We start from the raw sequence: 20,981 nt of genomic DNA on the forward strand, positions 1-20,981 counted from the left end.
GTGGCCTCCTAGCTATGACGGTAGGCCCGCGGGGATCGTGGCACCACCGACGGGAGTGCCAGAAAGGTGGACGGGAGTGGCAGCCTCGATCGAGGCGAGACGATCGCGGCGGTAGGCGCTCGGCGCGGCGCCGGCGAGCTGTTTGAAGACCCGGGCGAAATACTTGGCGTCGGTGAACCCGACGCGCCCGGCGACGGTATCGATCGGCAGGGTTGGGTCGAGGAGCATCAACTTCGCTTTCTCGATCCGGACCTGATTGCGGTAGTGCATCGGCGCCATACCGAGCCGCTTGCGATAACAGCGGTAGAGGTAGGAGGTGCTGACCGCGTGCTCGGCCGCCAGCTCCTCGACGGTGAAAGCCTCGGCGTAGTACTCGTGGACGTAGGCCAGGGTGCGCTCGAATGCCGGATCGGTATCGGCGGCGGGCTGCTCGCAACCTTGTTGCAGCAGCAGGAGAATCAGCCGCAGGCAGTGGTCGATGACGGGCCGGCGTCGGGGCCGGTCGGCGGCGTATTCGGCGTACAGCAGCTCGAAGACGTGCCGCAGCGAGCCGTGCCGGTCGGCGATCGCGATCGGGTGCTCGAACACCGGAGCCGGGCCCGCATCGACCCACAAACAGATGATGTCCTGGCGGCGGTCGATCTCGAGGTTCTCCAGGTGGGCCAAGCCGGGGGGATAGACGACGACGTCGAAGTCGCCGATGCCGAGCGCGTCGGGGCCGGCGGAGATATTGGCGCGGCCCTCGACGAAGTAGATCAGCTCGAAGAACGGGTGACGGTGCTTGGTGAGATTCCAGACCTCGGAGCGCTCGTCGAAGCGTTCGCAGAACTCGAGCCGTGCGCCGGCGAAGTCGAGTGCCCCGAGGAACTCGGAGACCGACTGCGCCGGCGACGCGGTCACAAGGTCACTTGACCGAGCCAGCGACCAGGCCCTTGACGAAGAACCGGCCGAGGACGAGATACAGCAGGATCGTCGGCAGCGCGGCGATGACCGCACCGGACATGACCGCATTCCACGACACCGAGAAGTTCCCGGAGAGGTTGTTCAACGCCACCGTCACCGGTTGGGCCGCCGGATTGGGCACGACGGTGATCCCGAAGAGGAAGTCGTTCCAGATGTTGGTGAACTGGAAGATCCAGGCGACGACAAAGCCCGGCAGTGACAGCGGGACAAAGAGCCGGAAGAACATCGCCATCTCGCTGGCGCCGTCGACCTGCCCGGCCTCACGGATCTCGTCGGGGATTCCCGCGAAGTAGTTGCGGAAGATCAGCGTGACGATCGGGAACCCGTAGATGCAGTGCACGACGGTCAGGCCGGTCACGCTGCCGAACAGGTGCGTCCACTGCAGGAAGCGCACGAGCGGAACGAGAATGACCTGATACGGGATGAACATGCCGAGCATGAGGGCCGCAAACACCCACGTGTCACCCCGGAAACGCAACTTGGAGAAGCAATATCCGGCCATGGCGCCGATGAATGAGGAGATCAGCGTCGCCGGGATGGTCAGCTTCAAGGAGTTGACGAAGTTCGGCCCGACCGCCTTCCATGCCTCTTTGGGCCCGGTGAAGTCGAGCTTCTTCGGCAGCTGCCACATGTATGCCGCATCCGCCTGGCTGCTCGGCTTCAGCGCCGCCGAGACCATGATGTAGATCGGGATGAGGAAGACAACCGCGAGGAGCGCCAGGACGATCGTTTGAACCAGACCGCTACCCTTGTACCAGCGGCGCGATACGTTCACTTCTCCTCCTTGACGAAGTTGCGGTGGAGGTAGGGCAGCACGACGATCGCCACGAGGACGAACATGACGATCGATGCCGCGGCACCGGTGTTGTACTTGCCCGCGCGGAACATCGTGTCGAACACGAACAAGCCGGGGACATCGGTGGCGAACCCAGGCCCCTGGCCGACCATCGCATAGACAAGGTCGAAGCTCTTCAACGCGATGTGCCCGAGGAGGACGACGACAACCATGACGGCCGGACGCAACAGCGGCAACACGACCTTGCGGTAGTACTGCATCGTCGAGGCACCGTCGAGGCTGGCGGCCTCGTGCAGTTCCGGCGGGATCGTGCCCAAGGCGGCGAGGAAGTTGGCCATGGCGAAGCCGCCGAGCTGCCAGCTCGCCGCGATGACGACGGGGATGATCGCGAGCGGAATGCCCATCTTGATCTGGATGAAGTCGGCTCCGGGGATGACCTTTTCCAGCGCCGCGCTGACGTCTCCGGCGACCGTGGGGTCGGTGATCCACTTCGGTCCGGGATCGATCCCGACGTGTTTAAGGATCGCGTTGGCCCCGGTCGAAGGCGTGAAGATCCAACGCCACACCACCCCGGTGACGATGAACGACAACGCATACGGCAGCAGGAAGACCGTCCGGAAGAAGCCGCTGGCGACCAGCGCGTTGTGGATGAGCAACGCCAACGCCAGGCCGAGCAGGATCGCAAAGAGCAGCAGCAATGCCGTGAAGATGAAGATGTTGCGCAGGTCGGCCTGGAACCGTGCGGTGTGAATCAGCTTGTCGTACACCGAATACCACGGGTCGGCAACCTTGAGGTTGGGCAGGATGCCTTGCCAGCGCGAGATCGAAACCCGGCCGCTGTAGGCGATGAACCCATAGACGAAGATGAAGCCGAGGGACAGGACGGGCACCAGCACACTGACCTGGAAGCCGTGCTTGCGCGTCCAGCTACGCAGCCGGCCCTCGGGCTTGGGAGTAGTTTTCGCCTGGGCGGCGGGCGAACTCACGCGGTCCTCCTTGTTGGACGGCCCTCATGGTGCCCCTCGCCGGGTGGCGAGGGGCACCATACGGGATTGAGATCAGCCGGCAGCCGAGACGAGAGCCTGGCTGAACGCAGCCGTGTCCTTGTTGGACACGAACTGGGTCACGGCGTCGAAGAAGCCCTGCTGGAAGGCCGGCGGCGTGGCCTGGCCGTGCGCGATCGACCAGACGAGGCCGTCCGACCGGTAGGACTCAGCGGCAGTCTGCTGGTACTTCGGCAGCGAGGAGACATCGACGTCGTTGCGGATCGGCGTGCTGCCCTTGAGCTTGTTGAACTCCAGCTGCGCGGCCGGGTCGGCGAGCACAGCCATCCAGTTCTTGGCGTTCTCCAGGTTCTTGGCGCCCTTGGCGACCGCGAAGGTGTCCACGACGAGAACGAAGGTGCCGTCGGTGCCGGGGTGTGCGGCATACCCGAAATCGGTGCCCTCGGCCTTGCCGGCCTTGACGAGCTCGCCGTAGGCCCAGTCACCCATGCTGTTGAAGGCGCACTGGCCCTCGCCGAGCTTCTTGATCGCCTGGTCCCAGGTCATGGCGGAGGCGTCGGGGTCGGCGAACGCCATGATCTTGGTGAACGTGTCGGCCGCCTTGGCGACGTCCGGGTCGCTCCACTGCAGCCCGCCGGTGGTCAGCTGGTTCCACTTGTCCTTGCCGACCGTGCCGAGCAGGGTGTTCTCGAACAGCTGGGCGACGGCGAAGGTGTCCTTGGCACCGAGGCACAGGGGAACGCCGCCGGAATCCTTGACCTTCTGCAGGTCGGCGAGGAAGGTCTCCGGGGTGTAACCGTCGGCGGGCTCGGTGACCTGGGCCTTTTCCAGCATCGGCTTGGAATACCAGAGCACGTTGCCGCGGTGGGCGCCAACGCTCAGGCCGTAGTACTTGCCGTCGCCGTTGTTCTCGTGAGCCTTGAGCATGTCGGCCGGCATCTTGTCCTTCAGCCCCGTCGCGTCGTAGACCGAGGTGATGTCCTCCAGCGCGTCGGCGTCGAGGTAGACCTTGAGCGACTCGTTGGGGTGAGTCTGGAATGTGTCCGGCGGGTTGCCACCCTGAATGCGCGTCTGCAGGATCTGCTGGGCGTTGCCGCCGCCACCGCCGGCAACGGCGCCATTGGTGACCTTTACGTCGGGATACTTCTTGCTGTATGCCGAGATCAGCGACTTCAGCGCAGCGTCCTCGGAGCCGGAGGTCCACCAGGAGAAGATCTCCAGGTCTTTCGTGGCGGCAGCGCCACCACCAGACGAGCCGCCGGTGCTGGACGACGGGTTGTCGCTGCCTCCGCCACAGCCCGCGAGGGCGAGAGAGGCCACCGTCACGGCGGCAACGGCCGTGAGCGTGTTGCGGTGCTTCATCAGGGTTGTCCTTCCTTCGTTTCCCTGTATGACTCGGCGGAGTCGCCGGTGGTAGACCGATCTACCAGTGGATGCGGAGGCATCCGGGTCTTGTGGGTGTCGGGGGCCGACGAGGCCCGCACGACGAGAACGGGGGCGAGTTCAATGCGCTGAATCGGGCGGGCGGGCTCGGCAACGCGCTGCACCAACAGCGTGGCGGCTGCCCGGCCCGTCTCACTCGCGTGCGTGGAGACACTGCTCAGCTGCGGGTACACGGTCAGCGCGTCGCTCGAGTCGTCGTGGCTGATCAGCCGGATGTCGCGTCCAACGCGCAGTCCCGCCTCGGCGAGGGCACTCATGACGCCGCGCGCGAGGAAGTCGGAATAGCAGACGATCCCGTCGACCTGGTCGCAATCGGAGGTCGAGATGCGTTCTAGCAGTGTGGCGGTGGCGTCGCGGCCACCGTCGCTGGTGTTGGCAGCGGGAATGATCAGCTCCTTGCGCACCTGGATCTTATTGGCGCGCAAAGCCTCTCGGTATCCTCTCTCCCGATCCTCCCGGGAGCTCGAGCCACGCACCCCACCGAGGAAGGCGATCGTCGAGCACCCGTGATCGAGAAGATGGTGCGTCGCCATCGCGCCCGCCCGCCGGTTGTCGATCGTCACACTGTCGCAGGCGTGTCCTGCCACCGAGCGGCTGATGAGGACGTGCGGGACCTGCACGCTGCCGCGGACCGCCTCCAAATCGTCATCGGTCGTCCCGGCGGCGGGCAGAATGAGCAGGCCGGCCACGCGATGCTCGAGCATCTGCTGCAACAGCGTTTGCTGGCGCGTCACGTCGTCGCGGGAGTATCCCTGGAAGAGCGTGAGGCCATGCTCGTCGAGCACGGTCTCGACCGCCATTGAGAACTCGGCGAAGTAGGAGTTGCGAATATCGGTGGCCACCATACCGATTGTGTGCGCGGCCTGGTGCCGGAGGTTAGCGGCGCGGCGGTCGTAGACATAGTCCAAGTCGACCATCGCGGCGCGCACGCGTCGCCGCGTGTGGTCACTCACCCGGCCCCTCTTGTTGAGCACGAGCGAGACGGTCGACCGGGAGACGCCGGCGGCCGCCGCGACGTCATTGATCGTCACGTGGAGCATGTGCAACCCGCACGCGTGCTGGATCGATCCAGCACCTGATGATCGCAGCGCAGGCGCATGGCAGGCACACAACGGCCACCGTGGGGCCGGGGCGCCAGCATCATGCCGAGCTCCTTCGCTCAATTTGGGAAAGGTTCTTAACTAAGGGCTGATCTTGCCACGGCTTCTGCTAGTTTGCAAGGGTTCTTAACAAAATCGTCATCGGAGGGCTTGCCGTGACTGCGAATCGCCCCGCACCGCCATCCGTGGACCTGGTTCGCCGGACCACCGACCGGCGCGTCACGGACGCGCTCATCACGTCGGCCAGCTTGACCCGACCTGAGATCGCCAGCCTCGTGGGGATCTCCAAACCAACTGTGTCCGAGAGCATTCGCCGCCTCACCGAGAGAGGACTGATCGACGAGGCCGGCATCACTACCGGCGGCCGTGGCCGGGCGAGCCGACGTTATCGGTTGAGCGACGACATCGGGGTGGGCCTTGCGGTCTATGCCGGGCCACTCGAGGTAGTGGCCGAGGTCGTCGACGTCCGTGGTGAGGTGCGCACCCGAGCCACACGACCCATCGGTCTGACGGCCACACCCCGACAGCTCTCCGCGATTTTGCGCTCCCTCCTGGCCGAATGCGAGGCCGCAGCACCCGGACCGGTAGTCGCTCGTGTGGTCTCGGTCGCCGACCCGGTCGATCGCGAGGGGCGCACGCTCGCCATGGAGAGTTCGCCCTTCCTGACCGCGCCGGCCGATCTGCGGCGCAGCGTAGGAGGTGACGCCCTTATCGGGAACGACGTCAACTGGGCCGCCCTGGCCGAGCTGACTGACGGCGCCGGCGAGCGGCTCAACTCCTTCCTCTATCTCTATCTCGGCTCCGGCCTCGGCTCGGCGATCGTCGACGAGGGACGGGTCGTCGTCGGCGGGCAAGGCCTGGCCGGAGAAATCGCCTACACCCTAACGCGCGGTCCGGGTGGTCGCGGCATGTCATTGCTCCACTGCTTCCGCGAACTTGAATTCACCGTTGGGAGCAGCACCGTCATCGACGCGGACGCCGTCCGTGCCGCCTTCGCTGCCGGAGATCCGCGCACCGAGGCGCTGGTGACGGCGCTCGCGGGCAGTTTGGGGTCCTCCGCGTGCATGCTCTCCCCCGACCGGATCGTCGTCGGGGGCCCGTGGGCCGGGGCCCCCGGGCTGATCCCTCGGCTCGCCGCGGCGACCGAGCAGATGGTTCCGTATGCCGTTCCGGTCTCCGCGGCGGAGCACAGCGACGGGGCTGCGCTGGCGGGTGCACGGATCGCAGCGGCCGACGCGGTCCGCGCGGCGCTCCATCGAGCGGTGGCGTGAGTCCCCCGCGATGAGCGAGGAGACGTGGGTGACGTTGGCGCGGGCGACAACTCCCCGTGGGGATCTCGCGCTCCGCGAGCGGCGCCGGTCGGGTCACGTGGTGCACGAGTTGATCATCGCCGGGGTCTTCGCCATGGACAGCGTCGACGTCTCGTCCGAAGTCGCGCTCGCCGAATCGGCTCTCGCCGGCGCCCACAATCCGGCACGAGTGCTCGTCGGTGGCCTCGGTCTGGGCTACACGGCGGCTGCCTTGCTCGAGGACGCGCGGGTCGAGCAGGTCGTGATCGCCGAGCTCGAGGGGCCGCTGATCGCCTGGGCCCGCGCGGGATTGACCCCGCAACTTGGTGCGCTCGCCGCCTCCCCGCGGGTGGAACTGCGCGAGCAGGACATCGCGCACTCCCTCGCGGCCGCGGAGTCGTTCGACGCGATCCTCCTCGACGTCGACAACGGCCCATCCTTCCTCGTGCACCAGGAGAACGGCTCGCTGTATGCCGATTCCGCACTGGCGCAGGCAATCTCGCTGCTCACCTCCGGCGGAGTCCTGTCGATCTGGGCGGCGCAGCCCGAGCCGGCGCTGCTGGAGCGGCTCACGCGCCTTTCCGCAGGCCGCAACGGGTGGACGGTCGAGGAGCGGTTAATCCCGATCAGCCGGGACGGCCGCTCCTTCGACTACGCGATCTACCAAGTTCGCTGAGGTCTGCGCTTTTCGCCGAGGTCGTATTACCGCGAAGCAGACCTCGGCAAAAAGTACAGACCTCAGCGCATTCGGTCGCTGAGCGCGGGGGCGACGGCGGCGTCATACAGGGCCTTCTTGGGCAGGCCGCTCTCGCCGGCCACCTGGGCACAGGCGTCCTTGAGTCGTATGCCGCTCGCCACGAGCGCGCGCACCCGCTCCACGGCGTCCGGGAGGTCCGTCGCCGAGGCGGGCGGAGCCCCGGCGACGACAAGTGTGATCTCGCCCAGGACACCCTCGGCCGCCCACTCAGCCAACTCGTCCAGCCGGCCACGGCGGACTTCCTCGTAGGTCTTGGTCAGCTCGCGGCATACGGCAGCGGGACGGTCGGGTCCGAAGGTCGCGGCCATCGCTTCGAGGGTGGCGGCCAGGCGGTGGGGCGCCTCGAAGAAGACCATCGTGCGGCGCTCCCCGGCTAGCGCGGCCAGCCACCGGGCGCGCTCCCCCGCCTTGCGAGGCGGGAAACCGTCGAAGGCGAACCGGTCGATGGGCAATCCCGACAGCGCGAGCGCGACCAGGACCGCACTCGGGCCCGGCAGACAGGTCACCGGGTGACCGGCGGCAACGGCGGCGGTGACGAGTCGATAGCCCGGATCGGAGACCGACGGCATACCGGCGTCGGTGACCAGCAACACGCGCTGGCCCGAGGCGAGGCGAGAGACCACGTCGGCCGTCACGGCGGCCTCGTTGTGCTCGTGGTAGCTGACCAGTCGCCGGGGGGTCACCTTGAGCGCCGCGCACAGCCGGCGGGTACGGCGGGTGTCCTCGGCGGCGACCACATCGGCCGTCGCCAACGCGTCGATCAGCCGCGCCGACGCGTCCCTCGCGTCGCCGATCGGCGTGGCGGCCAGCACGAGTGTCATGGCCGCATCCTGCCGGACATCTGCGCGGCTGAGCGGCGACGGCCCACTCAGATGCGGTGACCAAGCTCCAGCTTGCGCGCCAGATAGAAGCCGACGCCAATGAGCACGAGCGCCGAGCCCGCCCCGCCGACCAGCACGGCACCGACGTTGGGGCCGGCGTGTGCCACGCGGTTGATCAGCAGCCCGCCGCTCACCGCCGCGAGGGTGAGCGGACGGGCATACCAATAGGTCATCGCGATCGGCCCGAACTCGGGTACGAAGGAGGCCTCGGGCGGCGCCCCACGGAAGGCAGCCAGGAGGGTCGCAGCGCAGAGTAAACCGGCGAGGACGACGACGGCGCCCGCGACGACCCACGGCTGACCACCGAGCCGACTCCCGAGCAAGGCCGTGATCGGCGTGGCCAGGGCGAGGAAAGCAGTCACGGGCACGACGAGGTGCGCCGCTGCTTCGGCCCGGAAGCCGAGGCCGATCAGCGGCGTCGTCCCGGCGTTGTCGGCGACCAGCCGGACTCCTTCGGCAAGTGCGCCGAAGCCGAAGTACAGCGCGACGGCGGCAAGACCAGCCACGATGACCGGCGCCCCGGCCTGCGTGAGCGAGACCGCGGCGAGCGCCGATCCGCCGATGGTCAGGCAGGCCCCGGTGACGACCTGGAACGGCGTGCGGCGCAGGCCGAGCAGGTCGCGGCGCATGATCGTGGGGTAACGCCCGGCCGCGCGCAGCCGTCGCCCGCGCGCCCGCGTGACCGGCGCCGCGACATCGAGCCGCACCGCCCGCAAGTCCCCGGCGAGCACCGCGCCACCGGCATGAGTGCTGCGGATGGCGTGCCGGCGCAGCTCCTCCAGGCGCAGTCCACGCAACCCGGTGGCCAGCCCGTGGCGCACGTCGACCAGCGCCCTCGGGCGGGTCCCGGCCTGCCCCGCGAACCACGCCAGCGCGCTCGCCAGGCCGGTTGCCAGCCCGGCCGCCGCCCCGGCGGCGACCGTGCCAACCCCGCCGACACCCGAGCCGACGACTCCGCCGGCGAAGATCGCGCCCAACAGCAGCCCGATACTGCCCCCACCAAGCAACGTCAGGGCCAGCCGTTCCCGCAGCACGATCGCCCGGTCGAGCGGGCCGGCGACGACCTGGTCGATGAACGGCAGCGGCGGCACCACGGGTCCGCGCACGCTCCCCAGGCGCCACGCCAAACCGACCAGCCCGGCGACCACGACCGCGATCGCTCCGAGGCCCCAGCCGGAGCGCACCATGGTGTCGATGAACTCCGGATCGCTGGAGACGAGCACGCCGCGCCAGAGCGTAAAGCCATAGATCCCGGCAAAGATCGCGACGAGATAGACGGCATACAACAGTCGGCCCAGGCCGCCCGAGCCACGGGAGCCGTGCACGACATAGAGCGCGTCATCGAGCCGCTCGGAGTCCGAACCCATCTCACCCCCGAGCTCATCACCGAAGGCATGGGCACCCGCGCCGGCGACGGGTCGCTCACTCATCCGGACCCCGCGAGGACTCCGCGGCCGGCTCCCACCCCAGATCGAGCACCTGATCGGCAATCGCCGCGGTGAGATCCGGGTCGTGGCAGGCGACGACAAGTGTCGTGCCGTCGTCACGGCGCGCCGCGAGCAGTCGCTCAATCAACTCGCGTTTGTCGGTGTCGAGACGCTGCTCGGGCTCATCGAGGATCAGCAGATCGCTCGGCCTAAAGAGCGCCAATGCCAAGCGGAACAGCTGGGTCTGCCCCGAGGACAGCTCGTGCGGAAACCGTCCACCCAGCTCCCCGATCCCGACCTGCGCGAGCGCCGCGTCGACCCGCTCCTCACAGCTGGCCGCCTCCCGGCCCCAGGTCGCATCGACGAGCGTCAGATGATCCGCGAGCGTCAAATCCCGGTATGCCGCCGGCGCACCGATCAGCGCCGCCACCCGGCCCCGCTGGCGCCGATCGCGCTCGTCGGCGGCTTGACCGTCAATCAGCGCCGACCCGGACGTGGGCTCCAAGACCCCCGCGAGGATTCGCAGCAGGGTCGTCTTTCCGATCCCGTTGCGACCCTGAACCACAAGCACCTGACCCGACTCGGCCCGCAGGCTCGTCGGCGGCAGCAACGTGACCTCGCCGATCACCTTGGTGACGGCCTCGGCGCTCACCACCGGGCCGCGGGCAGTCGGTGTCGGTCGGGTCGCAGGCATGCCTGTGATCGTAGATTCGGCCGCGGGTCAGCGGAAGCGACGTCGGTCTAAACCCTCGACGCTGCCTCCACGACCACAGTCGGTTGCGGTCCGAGAACTCGACGAGGCGGTGATCGAGCCGGCCAGGTCGGCCACATACGATGGCGCGCGTGACCCGGACCGATCAGCTTCGCGCCCGGATGCTCGGGTTCCGGCCGAGTGACACGCTCGCCGGCTGGGTTGGGCCACTGCTCTTCGCCGTCCTGGGCGGGCTGATCCGCTTTTGGCGACTCGATCGGCCCCACCAGCTTGTGTTCGACGAGACGTATTACGTCAAACAGGGCGTCTCGATGCTGGAATACGGCGTCGAGATGCGATGGAAGGGTGAGGGCAAGGTCGTCGATCCGCTGTTCACCCACGGCAACCTCGACGTCTTCATCACCGACAACGGCGACATGGTCGTCCACCCACCCGTTGGCAAATGGGTGATCGCCTTCGGGGAGTGGATCTTTGGGGGGACCTCGAGCTGGGGCTGGCGCTTTTCCGTGTGCGTCCTCGGCACGCTGTCCATCCCCATGGTCGGCCGAATTGCCCGCCGCCTGTTCCGCTCCAGCCTGCTCGGGACGATCGCCGCCTTCTTGACGGCCTTCGAGGGGCACCACTTCGTGCAGTCGCGCACCGGCCTGCTCGACCTGATCCTGATGTTCTTCGTCCTGAGCGCCTTCGGGGCCCTGCTGATCGACCGGGACCAGATGCGAGCCCGGCTGGCCGAGCACGCAGGCCGTATCTCGGTGCACACCTATGCGACGTGGGGGCCGGTGCTCGGCTTCCGCCCGTGGCGCTGGGTGGCCGGGGTGTGCCTCGGCCTGGCGGCAGGCACGAAATGGTCGGGGGCGTTCTTCCTGATCGGTTTCGGGTTGATGACCGTTCTCTGGGACATGGGTGCCTATCGGGCGGCCGGTGTGCGGCGGTGGGTTGCCTCGACCTTCCTCATCCAGGCACCGATCGCCGCGCTGGTCATGGTCGGCACCGCGCTGGCCACCTATCTGGCGTCGTGGACCGGCTGGTTCCTCAGCGAGCACGGCTACAAGCGGCACTGGGCCGACTCCCATCCGAGCAGCCACAACTGGATCCCCGGGCCGCTGCGTTCGCTGTGGAGCTATCACAGCGAGGCCTACACCTTCCACCAGGGGCTGACCTCCCCGCACGACTACATGTCCAATCCCTGGGCCTGGATGGTGCAGGCCCGCCCGACGAGCTTCTTCTATGAGGGGCCGAAGAAGGGCCAGGACGGGTGCACGGTCGCCGAATGCTCCAAGGCGATCTCGTCGGTGGGCACGATCTCGGTGTGGTGGCTCGCGACCGCGGGCATCCTCTTCTTGGCGTTTTACTGGGTGGTGCGCCGGGACTGGCGGGCCGGCGCGATCCTGTGCGGGTTCGCCTGCGGCTGGCTGCCGTGGTTCGACCTGCAGCACCGCACGATCTTCCAGTTCTATGCCATCGCCTTCCAGCCATGGGTCGTCCTCTCCGCGGTCTATGTCCTGGCGCTCATTCTGGGCAAGGCCACCGACAGCCCTCGACGACGCCGCGTCGGGCTCGCAGTCGTCGGCGGCTACTGCCTGCTGACCCTGGCCCTGTTTGCCTTCTATTGGCCGATCTATACCGCCCAGGTCATCCCCTATGACATGTGGCGGGCCCGGATGTGGTTCCCGAGCTGGATTTAGCGCCAGACAACCGATAGTCGCCCCTGCGCGCGGCGGTCACGGTCGTTGTCGGTGGCGTCTCGTAGGGTCGAATCATGTTCCTGCTTCCCGGCGCCGCACGCGCCACCGCCAGCCCGGCGGACCTGCGCGCGGCGGCCGAGTGCGAGTGGGCGCTGCTGCGGGAGTTCGACGCAGTCCTCGGTCGTGCGCCCGGACAGCGGCCACCGGCCGACCCGATGCGCGCCCGGCTCGCAGCGCTCGGCCTGGCCCACGAGCAGGCGGTGCTCCGGGCCTTGCATCGCGAGCATCGCGGCCGCATCGTCACCATCTCGCGACCGCGGCATACGACCGAGGCCTATGCCGCGGCTGCCGCCGCCACCGCCGCGGCCCTGCGAGACCCGGACAGCCAGGTCGTTTATCAGGGGTGTTTCGCCGGTGAGCGCTTCCTCGGTTTCGCCGACTTCGTGGTCCGCGACGACCACGGCCGTTGGCAGGTCTGGGACACCAAGCTCGCCCGCGAGGCGACGGTGGCGGCGCTGCTGCAGCTGGCGGCATACGCCGATCTGCTGGTCGACCTCGGCGTCCCGAGCGCGACCACGGCGGCCCTCGTGCTCGGCGACGGCGACCGCCAAGAGTTCCCGCTCGACGAGATCACCCCGGTCGTGCGCAGCCGGTTGCGGCGCCTGCTCGATCTGCTCGACGCCCACCAGGACGAGGGCGACCCCGCGCAATGGGGTGACCCGCGAGTGCACGCCTGCGGGCGCTGCCCCGCCTGCGCCGAGCAACTGGCGGCGACCAGGGATGTCGCCCTCGTGGCCGGCGTCTATACGACTCAGCGCAAACGGTTGCGGGCCGCCGGCGTCACCACCCTCGACGGGCTCGCCGACCGCGTCGAGCCGGTCGCCGACCTGCCCGCGGCACAGCTGGACAAGCTGCGCTCCCAGGCGCGGCTGCAACGCGACCAACGCGACCACGGCCGGGTCAGCGCCGAGGTCTTCCACCCCACCGCTATTCTTGCGCTCCCACCGCCTGACGCGGGCGACCTGTTCTTCGACTTCGAAGGCGACCCGCTGTGGAGCGAGCCCGGTTCCCCCCGCCGCGGCCTCGAATATCTCTTCGGCGTCCTGGAGACCCCGTGCGCGGGTGTCCCGGCGCGATATCGCGCCTTTTGGGCGCATGACCGCGCCGGCGAGAAGCAGGCCTTGATCGACTTCGTCGACTATGTCGAGCGACGCCGCCAGCTCCATCTCGGCATGCACATCTATCACTACGCCGACTACGAGCGCTCGCGGCTGCTTTCGCTCGCGGCGCGATACGGCGTCTGCGAGGCGGCGATCGACGATCTTCTCCGGGCCGGCGTTCTCGTGGACCTGTATGCCGTGGTCCGGGCCAGCGTGCGCGTCTCCCAGGACTCCTACTCGATCAAGAAGCTCGAGCCGCTCTATATGGGCGATGACCTGCGCGGCGGGGTGGCGACGGCCGGAGAGTCGATCGTCGTCTATCACGAGTTCACCCAGGCCCAGATCGAGGGCCGTCAGGACGAGGCCGCCCGGCTGTTGGAGTCCATCCGCTCATACAACGAGTACGACTGCCTGTCCACCCTGCGGTTGCGCGATTGGCTGCTGACCCAGGTGGCCGGCGAAACCCCCGGCGGCGCCGGTGCAGTCGCGGGCGATGCCGCCACTAGCGGCGCCCCGGTGACCGGCGTGGTGACCGGCGTGGATCTGGGCCGCGCGGGATCCACGCTCGTGCCCTCGGGGACCGAGAGCCAGTCACCGGCAAAGACGAGCCCGTGGGCGCTGGCCGAGGACCTGCAAGACCGGCTGCGTGCGCTCGTCGCCGACATCCCGCCGCTACACCGCACCGCCGACGAGCAGGCGGTGGCGCTGGTAGCGGCGGCCATGCAATACAACCGCCGCGAAGCCAAACCATATTGGTGGCGCCACTTCGACCGGCTGCGCACGCCCGTGGACGAGTGGGCCGACCACAGCGATGTCGTCCACCTGGAGTCGGTGCAGGTCACCCGCGAGTGGTTCAAGGAGGGTCGGCAGCGCTCTCAGCGTCGCCTGCTCGACGTGGTGGGCACGCTGGGGCAGGGCAGCCGGCCGCTCAAGGCGGGCGATCGCCTGCAGGTCGTCTATGACGCTCCCGCCCCGATCGAGATGGAGCCCACCTCACCCGCGGTTCGGGTCGCCGCCACCACGGTGACGATCACCAGCGTCACCGACGAGCCCGGCGACCGAGTTCGCCTGACCGCCGAGGAGTCCCTGCCGCAACGACTGACCAGTTTTGACGCCACGCCGATCGCCTTCACGCCGGCACCGGGTCCGGGCACGATCCAGATCGACACGGCGTTGACCGAGATCGGTGCCGCTGTTGCCGGCACCTGGCCACAACTTCCCGCGGGAGCGGGGATCGACCTGCTGCGACGCGTCCCTCCCCGTCTGCGTTCTCGCGACGCACTGCCGCGCCTGGACGGCAGCCCGGAGCAATACGTCACCGCCGTGCGGGACGCGGTCCTCGATTTAGGCGATTCCTATCTCGCCGTCCAGGGTCCGCCGGGCACGGGAAAGACCCATGTGGCCGCCCACGTCATCGCCGAGCTGGTCGCCCGGCACGGCTGGCGGGTCGGCGTCGTCGCCCAGTCCCACGCTGCGGTCGAGAATGTGCTCGACGCCGTCGTCCGGGCCGGCCTGGACCCCAGTTTGGTCGGCAAGCAGTCCCAGCACCGCGAGCAGCCGATGTGGACCGACCTGCCCGAGCGCCAGTTGGCGCTCTTTGCCAGCGACCACGCCGCCACCGGCTATCTCTTGGGCGGCACGGTCTATGACTTCGTCCATCCGGGCCGGGTCGCCCGCGGCCAGCTCGACCTGCTCGTCGTCGACGAAGCCGGTCAGTTCTCGCTCGCCAACACCCTCGCCGCCTCGGTCGCCGCCCGCCGATTGCTGCTCCTCGGCGATCCCCAACAGCTCCCGGAAGTCAGCCAAGGGACCCACCCCGAGCCGATCCACACCTCCGCCCTCGGCTGGCTCATCGAGGACCAGCCGACGCTGCCCCCCGAGCGCGGCTACTTCCTCGCGACGACCCATCGGCTGCATCCCCGCCTCGCCGAGGCGATCTCTCAACTCTCGTATGCCGGATCCCTCACGGCCCGCTCCTCCGCCGAGGCCCGGCGCGCCCTCGACGGCGTCGAGCCGGGATTGCACGTGCTCCCCGTCACCCACCGCGACAACACCACCTCCTCCCCCGAGGAAGCCGAGGCGATCGCCGACGAGATCGCCGCCCTGCTCGGGCGGACCTGGCACGACCCTGCCGCGGGCGAGCCCCGCCCCCTCGAGCAGACCGACGTCCTCGTGGTCACCCCCTATAACGCCCAGGTCCACCGGCTGCGGGAAGTCCTCCAGGACCGGGGCCTCGGACAGGTCCCCGTCGGGACCGTGGACAAATTCCAGGGCCAAGAAGGCGCCGTCGTCTTCGTCTCGATGGCCGCATCGGCTCGTGCCGACGTGGCCCGCGGCGTCGGCTTCCTGCTCGACCGCAACCGTCTCAACGTCGCGCTCTCGCGCGGCAAGTGGGCCGCGACCATCGTGTGCTCCCCGCAATTGGCCGACTTCTCCCCGGCGACGCCGCGGGAGCTGAGCCTGCTGGGCGCCTTCCTTCAGCTGACCGAGCCTGCCCGGACCACCCCACCGGCGAGCCGCGGCTCACGGATGGAGCAGCCGACCCTGTTTTAACGCCGCCCCGCTCCCGCCTCGAGGGGCTGGCCGGCGCGCCCATGGCCGTCACGACCCGCACCGCTCGACAGGCGAACCTCGCCGAACCGCCCTAGGGTGCCCAGGTGGGATCGACCGGTCCCCAGCCGAAGGAGGATTCCCCGTGCCATCCATCCGCGCCATCCTGCTCGCTGCCACCGTGGCGGCCTCCACTGCCTTCCTACCGCCCGCCGCGCAAGCCAAGCCCGCGGGCCACAACACCGGGCCGACCACGGGCGCGTGCGCGTTCACCCCCCTGGAGGACCAGACCTACTCGACCTGGGTCGGGCTTCCCCCGGACCCCAAGAAGGCGCCCACCCACGGCAACGCCGCCGTCGTCCTGCAGACCAACCAGGGCGACATCCCGCTCGTCCTGGACAAGGCCGGCGCCCCCTGCACCGTGCAGAGCTTCCTGTTCCTGACCCGCCAGAAGTATTTCGACAACACGATCTGTCACCGCCTGACCGCTTACCACACCCCGCCCTACGCGCTGTCGGTTCTCCAGTGCGGCGACCCGCTCGGCACCGGCTGGGGCGACCCCGGCTACTGGTTCAAGGATGAGCTCACCACGGCCAAGGCACTGGAGAACTGGCCGGGCTTCCCCGACGGCAGCCGCAAGAACTACCGGCGCGGCCTGCTCGCGATGGCCAACGCCGGCCCCGACACCAACGGCAGCCAGTTCTTCCTCGTCTACGCCGACTCCCGGCTGCGACCGGACTACACCGTCTTCGGCGAGGTCACCGAGGCGGGCATGGCCGTCCTGGACCGGATCGCCGCCGCCGGTGTCGACCCGGCCGACGAGGGCGCCCCCGAGGACGGTATGCCGGCCACGCGCGTGCTCATCGAGCGGGCCAAGCGCACCGGCGGCGTTTGAGGGTCCCCGCTCCGGTTGCGCCCGCACGTGCAAGCCGCTGGACACCGACACGATGATGGGCGCAGGCGAGCAGCGACCAGTTCGAAAAGATCCTGTCCTATATCGACATCGGCACGCAGGAGGGGGCGCAGGTCCTCATCGGCGGCGAGCCCACCGAGTTGGAGGGCGACCTGGCCGGCGGCTACGACATCCAGCCGACAGTGTTCCGGGGAGAGAACGCCATGCGCGACGTGATCTCGACCGGGGTGCGGTCCTCGTTGACCTGCTGGATCAAGGGGACGAGGCGAACCGGGCAGGGCAATCATCGACAGGGGTGGAGCTGAGGGGATTCGAACCCCTGGCCTTCTCATTGCGAACGAGACGCGCTACCAACTGCGCCACAGCCCCAAAGTGCTTCAAAACCATAACACCGCACGCGCGGGGGCGGGAAACCGGCCGGACGGCATACGCTCGCCCATGACCCAAGACGGCGCTCGGAGGTCGCCGTCAGCAATGTGAAGGAGCGATGTGACCAGCCAACCCTCCCCGAGCCGCGTCTCCGCGGCGGTCCCCAAGGGGGTCCGGGACGCCAGCGAATGGGCCTGGCGCCTGTTGCTGATCGGCGCGGCGCTCTACCTGGCGGCCCGGGCGATCGGCTTCATGTCGGAGATCGTCGTGCCGATCATCGTCGCCACTTTGCTGTGCGCGCTGCTGGAGCCCGTATGCCGCCGGCTCGCAGGCAAACTCCCGCGCGCCTTGGCCGCGGCGATCACCGTGTTGGGGACGCTCGCGGTGATCGCCGGCCTGATGACCTTTGTCGGCTCGCAGTTCTCCTCGCAGTTCAGCGACATCACCGACCAGGTGGGGGAGGGCATCGACCAGATCCGCGACTGGATCCGCGACACCTTCCACATCACCGACTCGCAGTTCACCGAGTATTTCCAAAAGGCCCGCGACGCCGTATCCAGCGGCAACCTCGGGGAGACCGCCACCAAGGCCGGGCTGACGGCAACGCACGTCGTTGCCGGCTTCTTCATCGCGATGTTTGCGCTGTTCTTCTTCCTCTTCGACGGTGCCGCGATTTGGGCGTGGCTCGTGCGGCTCTTCCCCCAGTCCGCCCGCGCCAAGGTCACCTCGAGCGGCGCGATCGCCTGGGGACAGCTGCAGGCCTTCTGCCGGGCGACGATCCTGGTCGCCGCTGCCGACGCGACCGGGATCGGGGTCGGCGCGGCCATCCTCGGCGTGCCGTTTGCCAGCGGGATCGCACTGCTGGTGTTCTTCGGCGCGTTCATCCCGGTCGTCGGTGCGTTGCTCAGCGGGATCGTGGCGGTGCTGCTCGCGCTGGTCGCCAAGGGGCCGATCACCGCGCTGATCATGCTCGGTGTGGTCATCGGGGTGCAGCAGATCGAGTCGCACGTGCTGCAGCCGTTCCTGCTCGGGCGTGCCGTGCGGGTGCATCCGCTTGCCGTCATCCTCGCGATCGCCGCCGGCGTCATCCTGTGGGGCATCGTCGGCGCCCTCATCGCCGTGCCGGTCGCGGCCGTGCTCAACGCCGTCGGCAATCACCTGCTCGCCGACGACGAGGCACCTCCGGACGACGTCGACGAAGTTCTCACCGCCGGTGAACAGCAGCAGGTCGAGCGGGACGTCGCGCGCGGCCGGGCAGCCGAGGAAATCGGCCCCGGTGCTGGTGGCGTCACCGCGAGCAGTTAGCCGGTGGCGTGCCGCCCACGCGTCGGGGCGGCGGCATACGGGCTGGCGACATCGTCATCGTCCGCGTCTTCCAGCGGGGTGGGATAGACGGCCTTGGCCTTGAGCGTGTAGGTCGGCGGCGGCACCGGGACCGGCGACCAGGCACCGGGAACCTGCTCGGCGGCCACCGCTGGCTCCGCCCGGACAGGTGCGGCGTCCAGCGCGGCGACGTCATAGACCTCGGCGCGGCTTCGCGATGAGGCTACGGCGGCCGTGGCCCCGACGAGCGCGGGCGCTGGGCCCGATGCAGCAGGCGCCCTCGTCGCCGATGCGGCAGCCGGTGGCGCGCTGCGACCCCGTGGCGCTGCGCCCTGGCGGCGGACTGAGGCAGAGGAGGGCGGACGCTGGGCCGGTCGCGAGACGGGAGCGGCCCCCGCAGACGATGCGGCGGTTCCAGAGGAGGCAACCGACCGCGATGCGATCCGGCTCAGCACCGCGAAGCTCGCGAGGCCGATGACCACAGCCACTCCGGGCACCCCCCAGCCGACCGCTCCGACGGCAGCAAGGACAGCCCCGGCGAGGGTCAACGCGACCGCTGCGACAAAGACACCACCCACGACGGTCCGGGCACGTCCGCTGCCCCCTCGCACCGGCGCGGCCGCCGCAGGAGCCCGGTCGGGGACCTCGACGGCCATCGTCGCGCCGCCGGCCACCTCGGCAACCGAGACCCGGGCCGAGCGGCGGTGCAGCGGGATCGACCCGGTGGTGGACACCGGCCCCGGTGCGCTGGCCCGGCCGGCCTTGGTGCGGTCGAGGATGCGCATCGATTGGGAGAAGCGGTCCATGGTGCGGGCGGTGCTCAGATGCTCGCGGCGGCGCAACCAATGCTGGACGAGATAGGCAGCCCAGATCGCGATGACGATTAAGAAGATCAGGCTGCTCGGCTGCACGGGCACAACCGTATTCAGCGCAGTCAGCTGAACTCGGTAGTTGCCTCGGTGTGTCGCACCCGCTCCGCAAGATTTCGGCGCAATCGCCCCTGCAGACCGTCTTCGCCGAGTTCGTCCTTGGTGATAGCGAAACTGCGGTGGTCGCGCCAGGCGCCGTCGATGTGCAGGTAGCGCCGCCGCAACCCTTCGTCTCGCAACCCGAGTTTCGTTGCGACAGCGAGGGATGCGAGGTTCTCGGGGCGGATGTTGACCTCGAGCCGGTGCAACCGCCCGACGCCGAACATATAGTCGCCGGCCAGCGCCAGCGCCGTCGGCATGAGGTTGCGCCCAGCGAACTCCAGGCCCACCCAATAGCCAGCGGTGCACGACCGGAAGGCGCCCCGCTCGACGTTGGAGATCGTCAGCTGCCCCGCGAATTCGCCGTCCACAGCCACGGCGAAGGCAAAAGCCCTTCCGTCCCGGGCGGATTCGCGCTGTGTGCGCAGCAACTGGCCATAGGTGAGTGTGTTGGGGATGCCGTCGGGATTGGTCGGCTCCCAGGGGCTCAGCCACCCTTTGTTGCGCGCCCGCAGGCCGAAGAAGTCGCTCTTGTCGCGCCGCGTCATCGCACGCAGCACCAGCAGGCCGCCGTCGGGGAGCGTCGCGGACAACTCCACCGGCCACAGCCGCGGCGCCATTAGTGGTCGCCGCCGTGGACTTGGCTGAGCAAGTGCGGCAAAACAGGTTCGAGGACGGCGAGCGCGTCGCGCACCCCTCCGGTGGATCCGGGGAGGTTGACGACGACGGCGGCGCCGGCCAGCCCGGCCAGGCTCCTGGACAGCATCGCTGTCGGCACCCCCGCTGCGAGCCCGGCCGCGCGGATCGCCTCGGCGATGCCCGGTATCTCCCGGTCGAGCACACGCCGGGTTTCCTCCGGCGTCGTGTCGGTCGGTGTGCAGCCGGTCCCACCGGTTGTCACGATCAGCTCGTATGCCGCTGCCACCGCCTCCCGCAGCGCCGCACCCACCGCCGGCCCGTCCGGGACGACGTGCGGTGCAGCGACACTCGCTCCCCACTCACCTAGCCGTTCGGCGATGAGCGCGCCACCACGATCGGGATAGACGCCGGCGGCGGCACGGGTCGAGCAGGTGATCACCTGGGCCCGGATGCCCGCCAGCGGCCGGGCCGGGCCACTGCCGCTACTGCCCTCGTCGCTCACGAGTCGCTCCAATCCCCAGACCGGCCCCCGGACTTCGCGGTGACCCGGATGTCGGTGATCCGCCCGTGCCGATCGACCGCCTTGGTCATATCGATGACGGTAAGCGCGGTGACGGCGACCGCGGTAAGCGCCTCCATCTCGATGCCCGTGCGATCGGCGGTCCGGACGGTGGCGGTGATCGCCACCCCGTCCGCGACGATGTCGAGGTCGACCTCGACGCCGTGGACGGCGATCGGGTGGGCGAGTGGGATCAGCTCGGGCGTGCGCTTGACCGCGGCGATCCCGGCGACCCGCGCCACGGCGAGCGCGTCACCTTTGGCGAGCGTGCCGGCCCGCAGCGCGGCCACGGCCCCGGGCGCCAGCAACACCCGTCCCGAGGCCGAGGCAGAGCGCGCCGTGACCGCCTTGGCCGAGACGTCGACCATGTGCGCCGACCCGTCCGCTCGGACGTGCGTCAGCCCCGGCACGTCGTTCACGCCGTTCTCCTTGTGGTCCCCAGG

18 protein-coding genes, 1 tRNA gene and 1 pseudogene are annotated in these 20,981 nt (G+C 69.0%); 7 read left to right on the plus strand and 13 right to left on the minus strand.

The genetic code is table 11. From position 1 onward, the window contains the following. Positions 1 to 12 precede the first annotated feature (12 nt). The 5 genes from V9G19_RS23625 to V9G19_RS23645 all read right to left on the minus strand — a co-directional run bounded on the left by V9G19_RS23625 (position 13) and on the right by V9G19_RS23645 (position 5,237). On the minus strand, positions 13 to 900 hold the full coding sequence (locus tag V9G19_RS23625) for a helix-turn-helix domain-containing protein (RefSeq protein WP_462287836.1): 888 nt from the start codon (positions 898 to 900) through the stop codon (positions 13 to 15). A 4-nt stretch (positions 901 to 904) separates the two neighbouring features. Next, complete coding sequence (locus V9G19_RS23630) at positions 905 to 1,738, minus strand: carbohydrate ABC transporter permease (RefSeq protein WP_462287837.1); 834 nt, start codon at positions 1,736 to 1,738, stop codon at positions 905 to 907. Next, positions 1,735 to 2,745 carry a carbohydrate ABC transporter permease gene (locus V9G19_RS23635; RefSeq protein WP_462287838.1) on the minus strand — a complete coding sequence of 337 codons (1,011 nt, stop codon included), beginning with the start codon at positions 2,743 to 2,745 and terminating at the stop codon, positions 1,735 to 1,737. The genes V9G19_RS23630 and V9G19_RS23635 overlap by 4 nt, the downstream gene beginning before the upstream one ends. A gap of 72 nt (positions 2,746 to 2,817) precedes the next feature. Further along, entirely contained in the window at positions 2,818 to 4,125 is a 1,308-nt protein-coding gene (locus V9G19_RS23640; RefSeq protein WP_462287839.1) for an ABC transporter substrate-binding protein, read from the minus strand. After that, positions 4,125 to 5,237 (minus strand): LacI family DNA-binding transcriptional regulator, encoded by a 1,113-nt coding sequence (locus V9G19_RS23645; protein WP_462287840.1) that lies wholly within the window; start codon positions 5,235 to 5,237, stop codon positions 4,125 to 4,127. The genes V9G19_RS23640 and V9G19_RS23645 overlap by 1 nt, the downstream gene beginning before the upstream one ends. A gap of 224 nt (positions 5,238 to 5,461) precedes the next feature. On the opposite strand from V9G19_RS23645, the gene V9G19_RS23650 reads away from it, so the two are divergent. Beyond that, the gene (locus V9G19_RS23650; RefSeq protein WP_462287841.1) at positions 5,462 to 6,577 is read left to right on the plus strand and encodes an ROK family transcriptional regulator; all 1,116 of its coding nucleotides are present in this window, start codon (positions 5,462 to 5,464) and stop codon (positions 6,575 to 6,577) included. Positions 6,578 to 6,587: 10 nt separating this feature from the next. Continuing rightward, positions 6,588 to 7,271 (plus strand): methyltransferase, encoded by a 684-nt coding sequence (locus V9G19_RS23655; RefSeq protein ID WP_462287842.1) that lies wholly within the window; start codon positions 6,588 to 6,590, stop codon positions 7,269 to 7,271. Positions 7,272 to 7,333: 62 nt separating this feature from the next. On the opposite strand, the gene rsmI is transcribed toward V9G19_RS23655, so the two are convergent. From rsmI to V9G19_RS23670, 3 genes are read right to left on the minus strand one after another with little or no spacing between them, the layout of a single operon-like run. Further along, positions 7,334 to 8,173: a 16S rRNA (cytidine(1402)-2'-O)-methyltransferase gene (gene rsmI, locus V9G19_RS23660; RefSeq protein WP_462287843.1), complete on the minus strand. Its 840-nt coding sequence runs from the start codon at positions 8,171 to 8,173 to the stop codon at positions 7,334 to 7,336. Positions 8,174 to 8,220: 47 nt separating this feature from the next. After that, a complete protein-coding gene (locus V9G19_RS23665) occupies positions 8,221 to 9,663 on the minus strand; it encodes a hypothetical protein (protein WP_462287844.1) in 1,443 nt (480 codons plus the stop codon). Next, a complete protein-coding gene (locus V9G19_RS23670) occupies positions 9,656 to 10,354 on the minus strand; it encodes an ABC transporter ATP-binding protein (protein ID WP_462287845.1) in 699 nt (232 codons plus the stop codon). The genes V9G19_RS23665 and V9G19_RS23670 overlap by 8 nt, the downstream gene beginning before the upstream one ends. A 140-nt stretch (positions 10,355 to 10,494) precedes the next feature. Here V9G19_RS23670 and V9G19_RS23675 point away from each other — a divergent pair, with 140 nt between their 5' ends. The 4 genes and pseudogenes from V9G19_RS23675 to V9G19_RS23690 all read left to right on the plus strand — a co-directional run. Next, entirely contained in the window at positions 10,495 to 12,057 is a 1,563-nt protein-coding gene (locus V9G19_RS23675; RefSeq protein ID WP_462287846.1) for a dolichyl-phosphate-mannose--protein mannosyltransferase, read from the plus strand. A gap of 74 nt (positions 12,058 to 12,131) precedes the next feature. Next, positions 12,132 to 15,770, plus strand: coding sequence for a TM0106 family RecB-like putative nuclease (locus tag V9G19_RS23680; RefSeq protein ID WP_462287847.1), 3,639 nt, complete (start codon positions 12,132 to 12,134; stop codon positions 15,768 to 15,770). 142 nt (positions 15,771 to 15,912) lie between these two features. Next, positions 15,913 to 16,662, plus strand: coding sequence for a peptidylprolyl isomerase (locus tag V9G19_RS23685; protein WP_462287848.1), 750 nt, complete (start codon positions 15,913 to 15,915; stop codon positions 16,660 to 16,662). Between the two features lie 34 nt (positions 16,663 to 16,696). Then, positions 16,697 to 16,889: pseudogene (locus tag V9G19_RS23690) on the plus strand (aldehyde dehydrogenase family protein); the annotation flags it as partial. Between the two features lie 87 nt (positions 16,890 to 16,976). Here the strand turns inward: V9G19_RS23690 and V9G19_RS23695 are convergent. After that, positions 16,977 to 17,049: transfer RNA gene (locus V9G19_RS23695), tRNA-Ala, on the minus strand. A gap of 120 nt (positions 17,050 to 17,169) precedes the next feature. Here V9G19_RS23695 and V9G19_RS23700 point away from each other — a divergent pair. Next, a complete protein-coding gene (locus V9G19_RS23700) occupies positions 17,170 to 18,354 on the plus strand; it encodes an AI-2E family transporter (protein ID WP_462287849.1) in 1,185 nt (394 codons plus the stop codon). On the opposite strand, the gene V9G19_RS23705 is transcribed toward V9G19_RS23700, so the two are convergent. From V9G19_RS23705 to moaC, 4 genes are read right to left on the minus strand one after another with little or no spacing between them, the layout of a single operon-like run. After that, on the minus strand, positions 18,351 to 19,283 hold the full coding sequence (locus V9G19_RS23705) for a hypothetical protein (RefSeq protein ID WP_462287850.1): 933 nt from the start codon (positions 19,281 to 19,283) through the stop codon (positions 18,351 to 18,353). The genes V9G19_RS23700 and V9G19_RS23705 overlap by 4 nt on opposite strands. A 23-nt stretch (positions 19,284 to 19,306) precedes the next feature. Next, complete coding sequence (locus tag V9G19_RS23710) at positions 19,307 to 19,960, minus strand: GNAT family N-acetyltransferase (RefSeq protein ID WP_462287851.1); 654 nt, start codon at positions 19,958 to 19,960, stop codon at positions 19,307 to 19,309. Then, positions 19,960 to 20,481, minus strand: a complete 522-nt coding sequence (locus V9G19_RS23715) for a MogA/MoaB family molybdenum cofactor biosynthesis protein (RefSeq protein WP_462287852.1) — start codon at positions 20,479 to 20,481, stop codon at positions 19,960 to 19,962. Before V9G19_RS23715 ends, V9G19_RS23710 begins: the two co-directional genes overlap by 1 nt. Beyond that, the gene (moaC, locus tag V9G19_RS23720) at positions 20,478 to 20,957 is read right to left on the minus strand and encodes a cyclic pyranopterin monophosphate synthase MoaC (protein WP_462287853.1); all 480 of its coding nucleotides are present in this window, start codon (positions 20,955 to 20,957) and stop codon (positions 20,478 to 20,480) included. Before moaC ends, V9G19_RS23715 begins: the two co-directional genes overlap by 4 nt. Between the last annotated feature and the right edge of the window lie 24 nt (positions 20,958 to 20,981).

The organism is Nostocoides sp. (assembly GCF_037045025.1).
Lineage (GTDB): Bacteria > Actinomycetota > Actinomycetes > Actinomycetales > Dermatophilaceae > Nostocoides_A.

Coding starts and splice junctions, on each gene's coding strand:
- rsmI (WP_462287843.1), bottom strand. CDS start 8,173: ATGACACTCGTGCTGGCCGCCACGCCGATCGGCGACGCGAGGGACGCG.
- V9G19_RS23640 (WP_462287839.1), bottom strand. CDS start 4,125: ATGAAGCACCGCAACACGCTCACGGCCGTTGCCGCCGTGACGGTGGCC.
- V9G19_RS23655 (WP_462287842.1), top strand. CDS start 6,588: ATGAGCGAGGAGACGTGGGTGACGTTGGCGCGGGCGACAACTCCCCGT.
- V9G19_RS23680 (WP_462287847.1), top strand. CDS start 12,132: ATGTTCCTGCTTCCCGGCGCCGCACGCGCCACCGCCAGCCCGGCGGAC.
- V9G19_RS23670 (WP_462287845.1), bottom strand. CDS start 10,354: ATGCCTGCGACCCGACCGACACCGACTGCCCGCGGCCCGGTGGTGAGC.
- V9G19_RS23675 (WP_462287846.1), top strand. CDS start 10,495: ATGGCGCGCGTGACCCGGACCGATCAGCTTCGCGCCCGGATGCTCGGG.
- V9G19_RS23665 (WP_462287844.1), bottom strand. CDS start 9,663: ATGAGTGAGCGACCCGTCGCCGGCGCGGGTGCCCATGCCTTCGGTGAT.
- V9G19_RS23710 (WP_462287851.1), bottom strand. CDS start 19,960: ATGGCGCCGCGGCTGTGGCCGGTGGAGTTGTCCGCGACGCTCCCCGAC.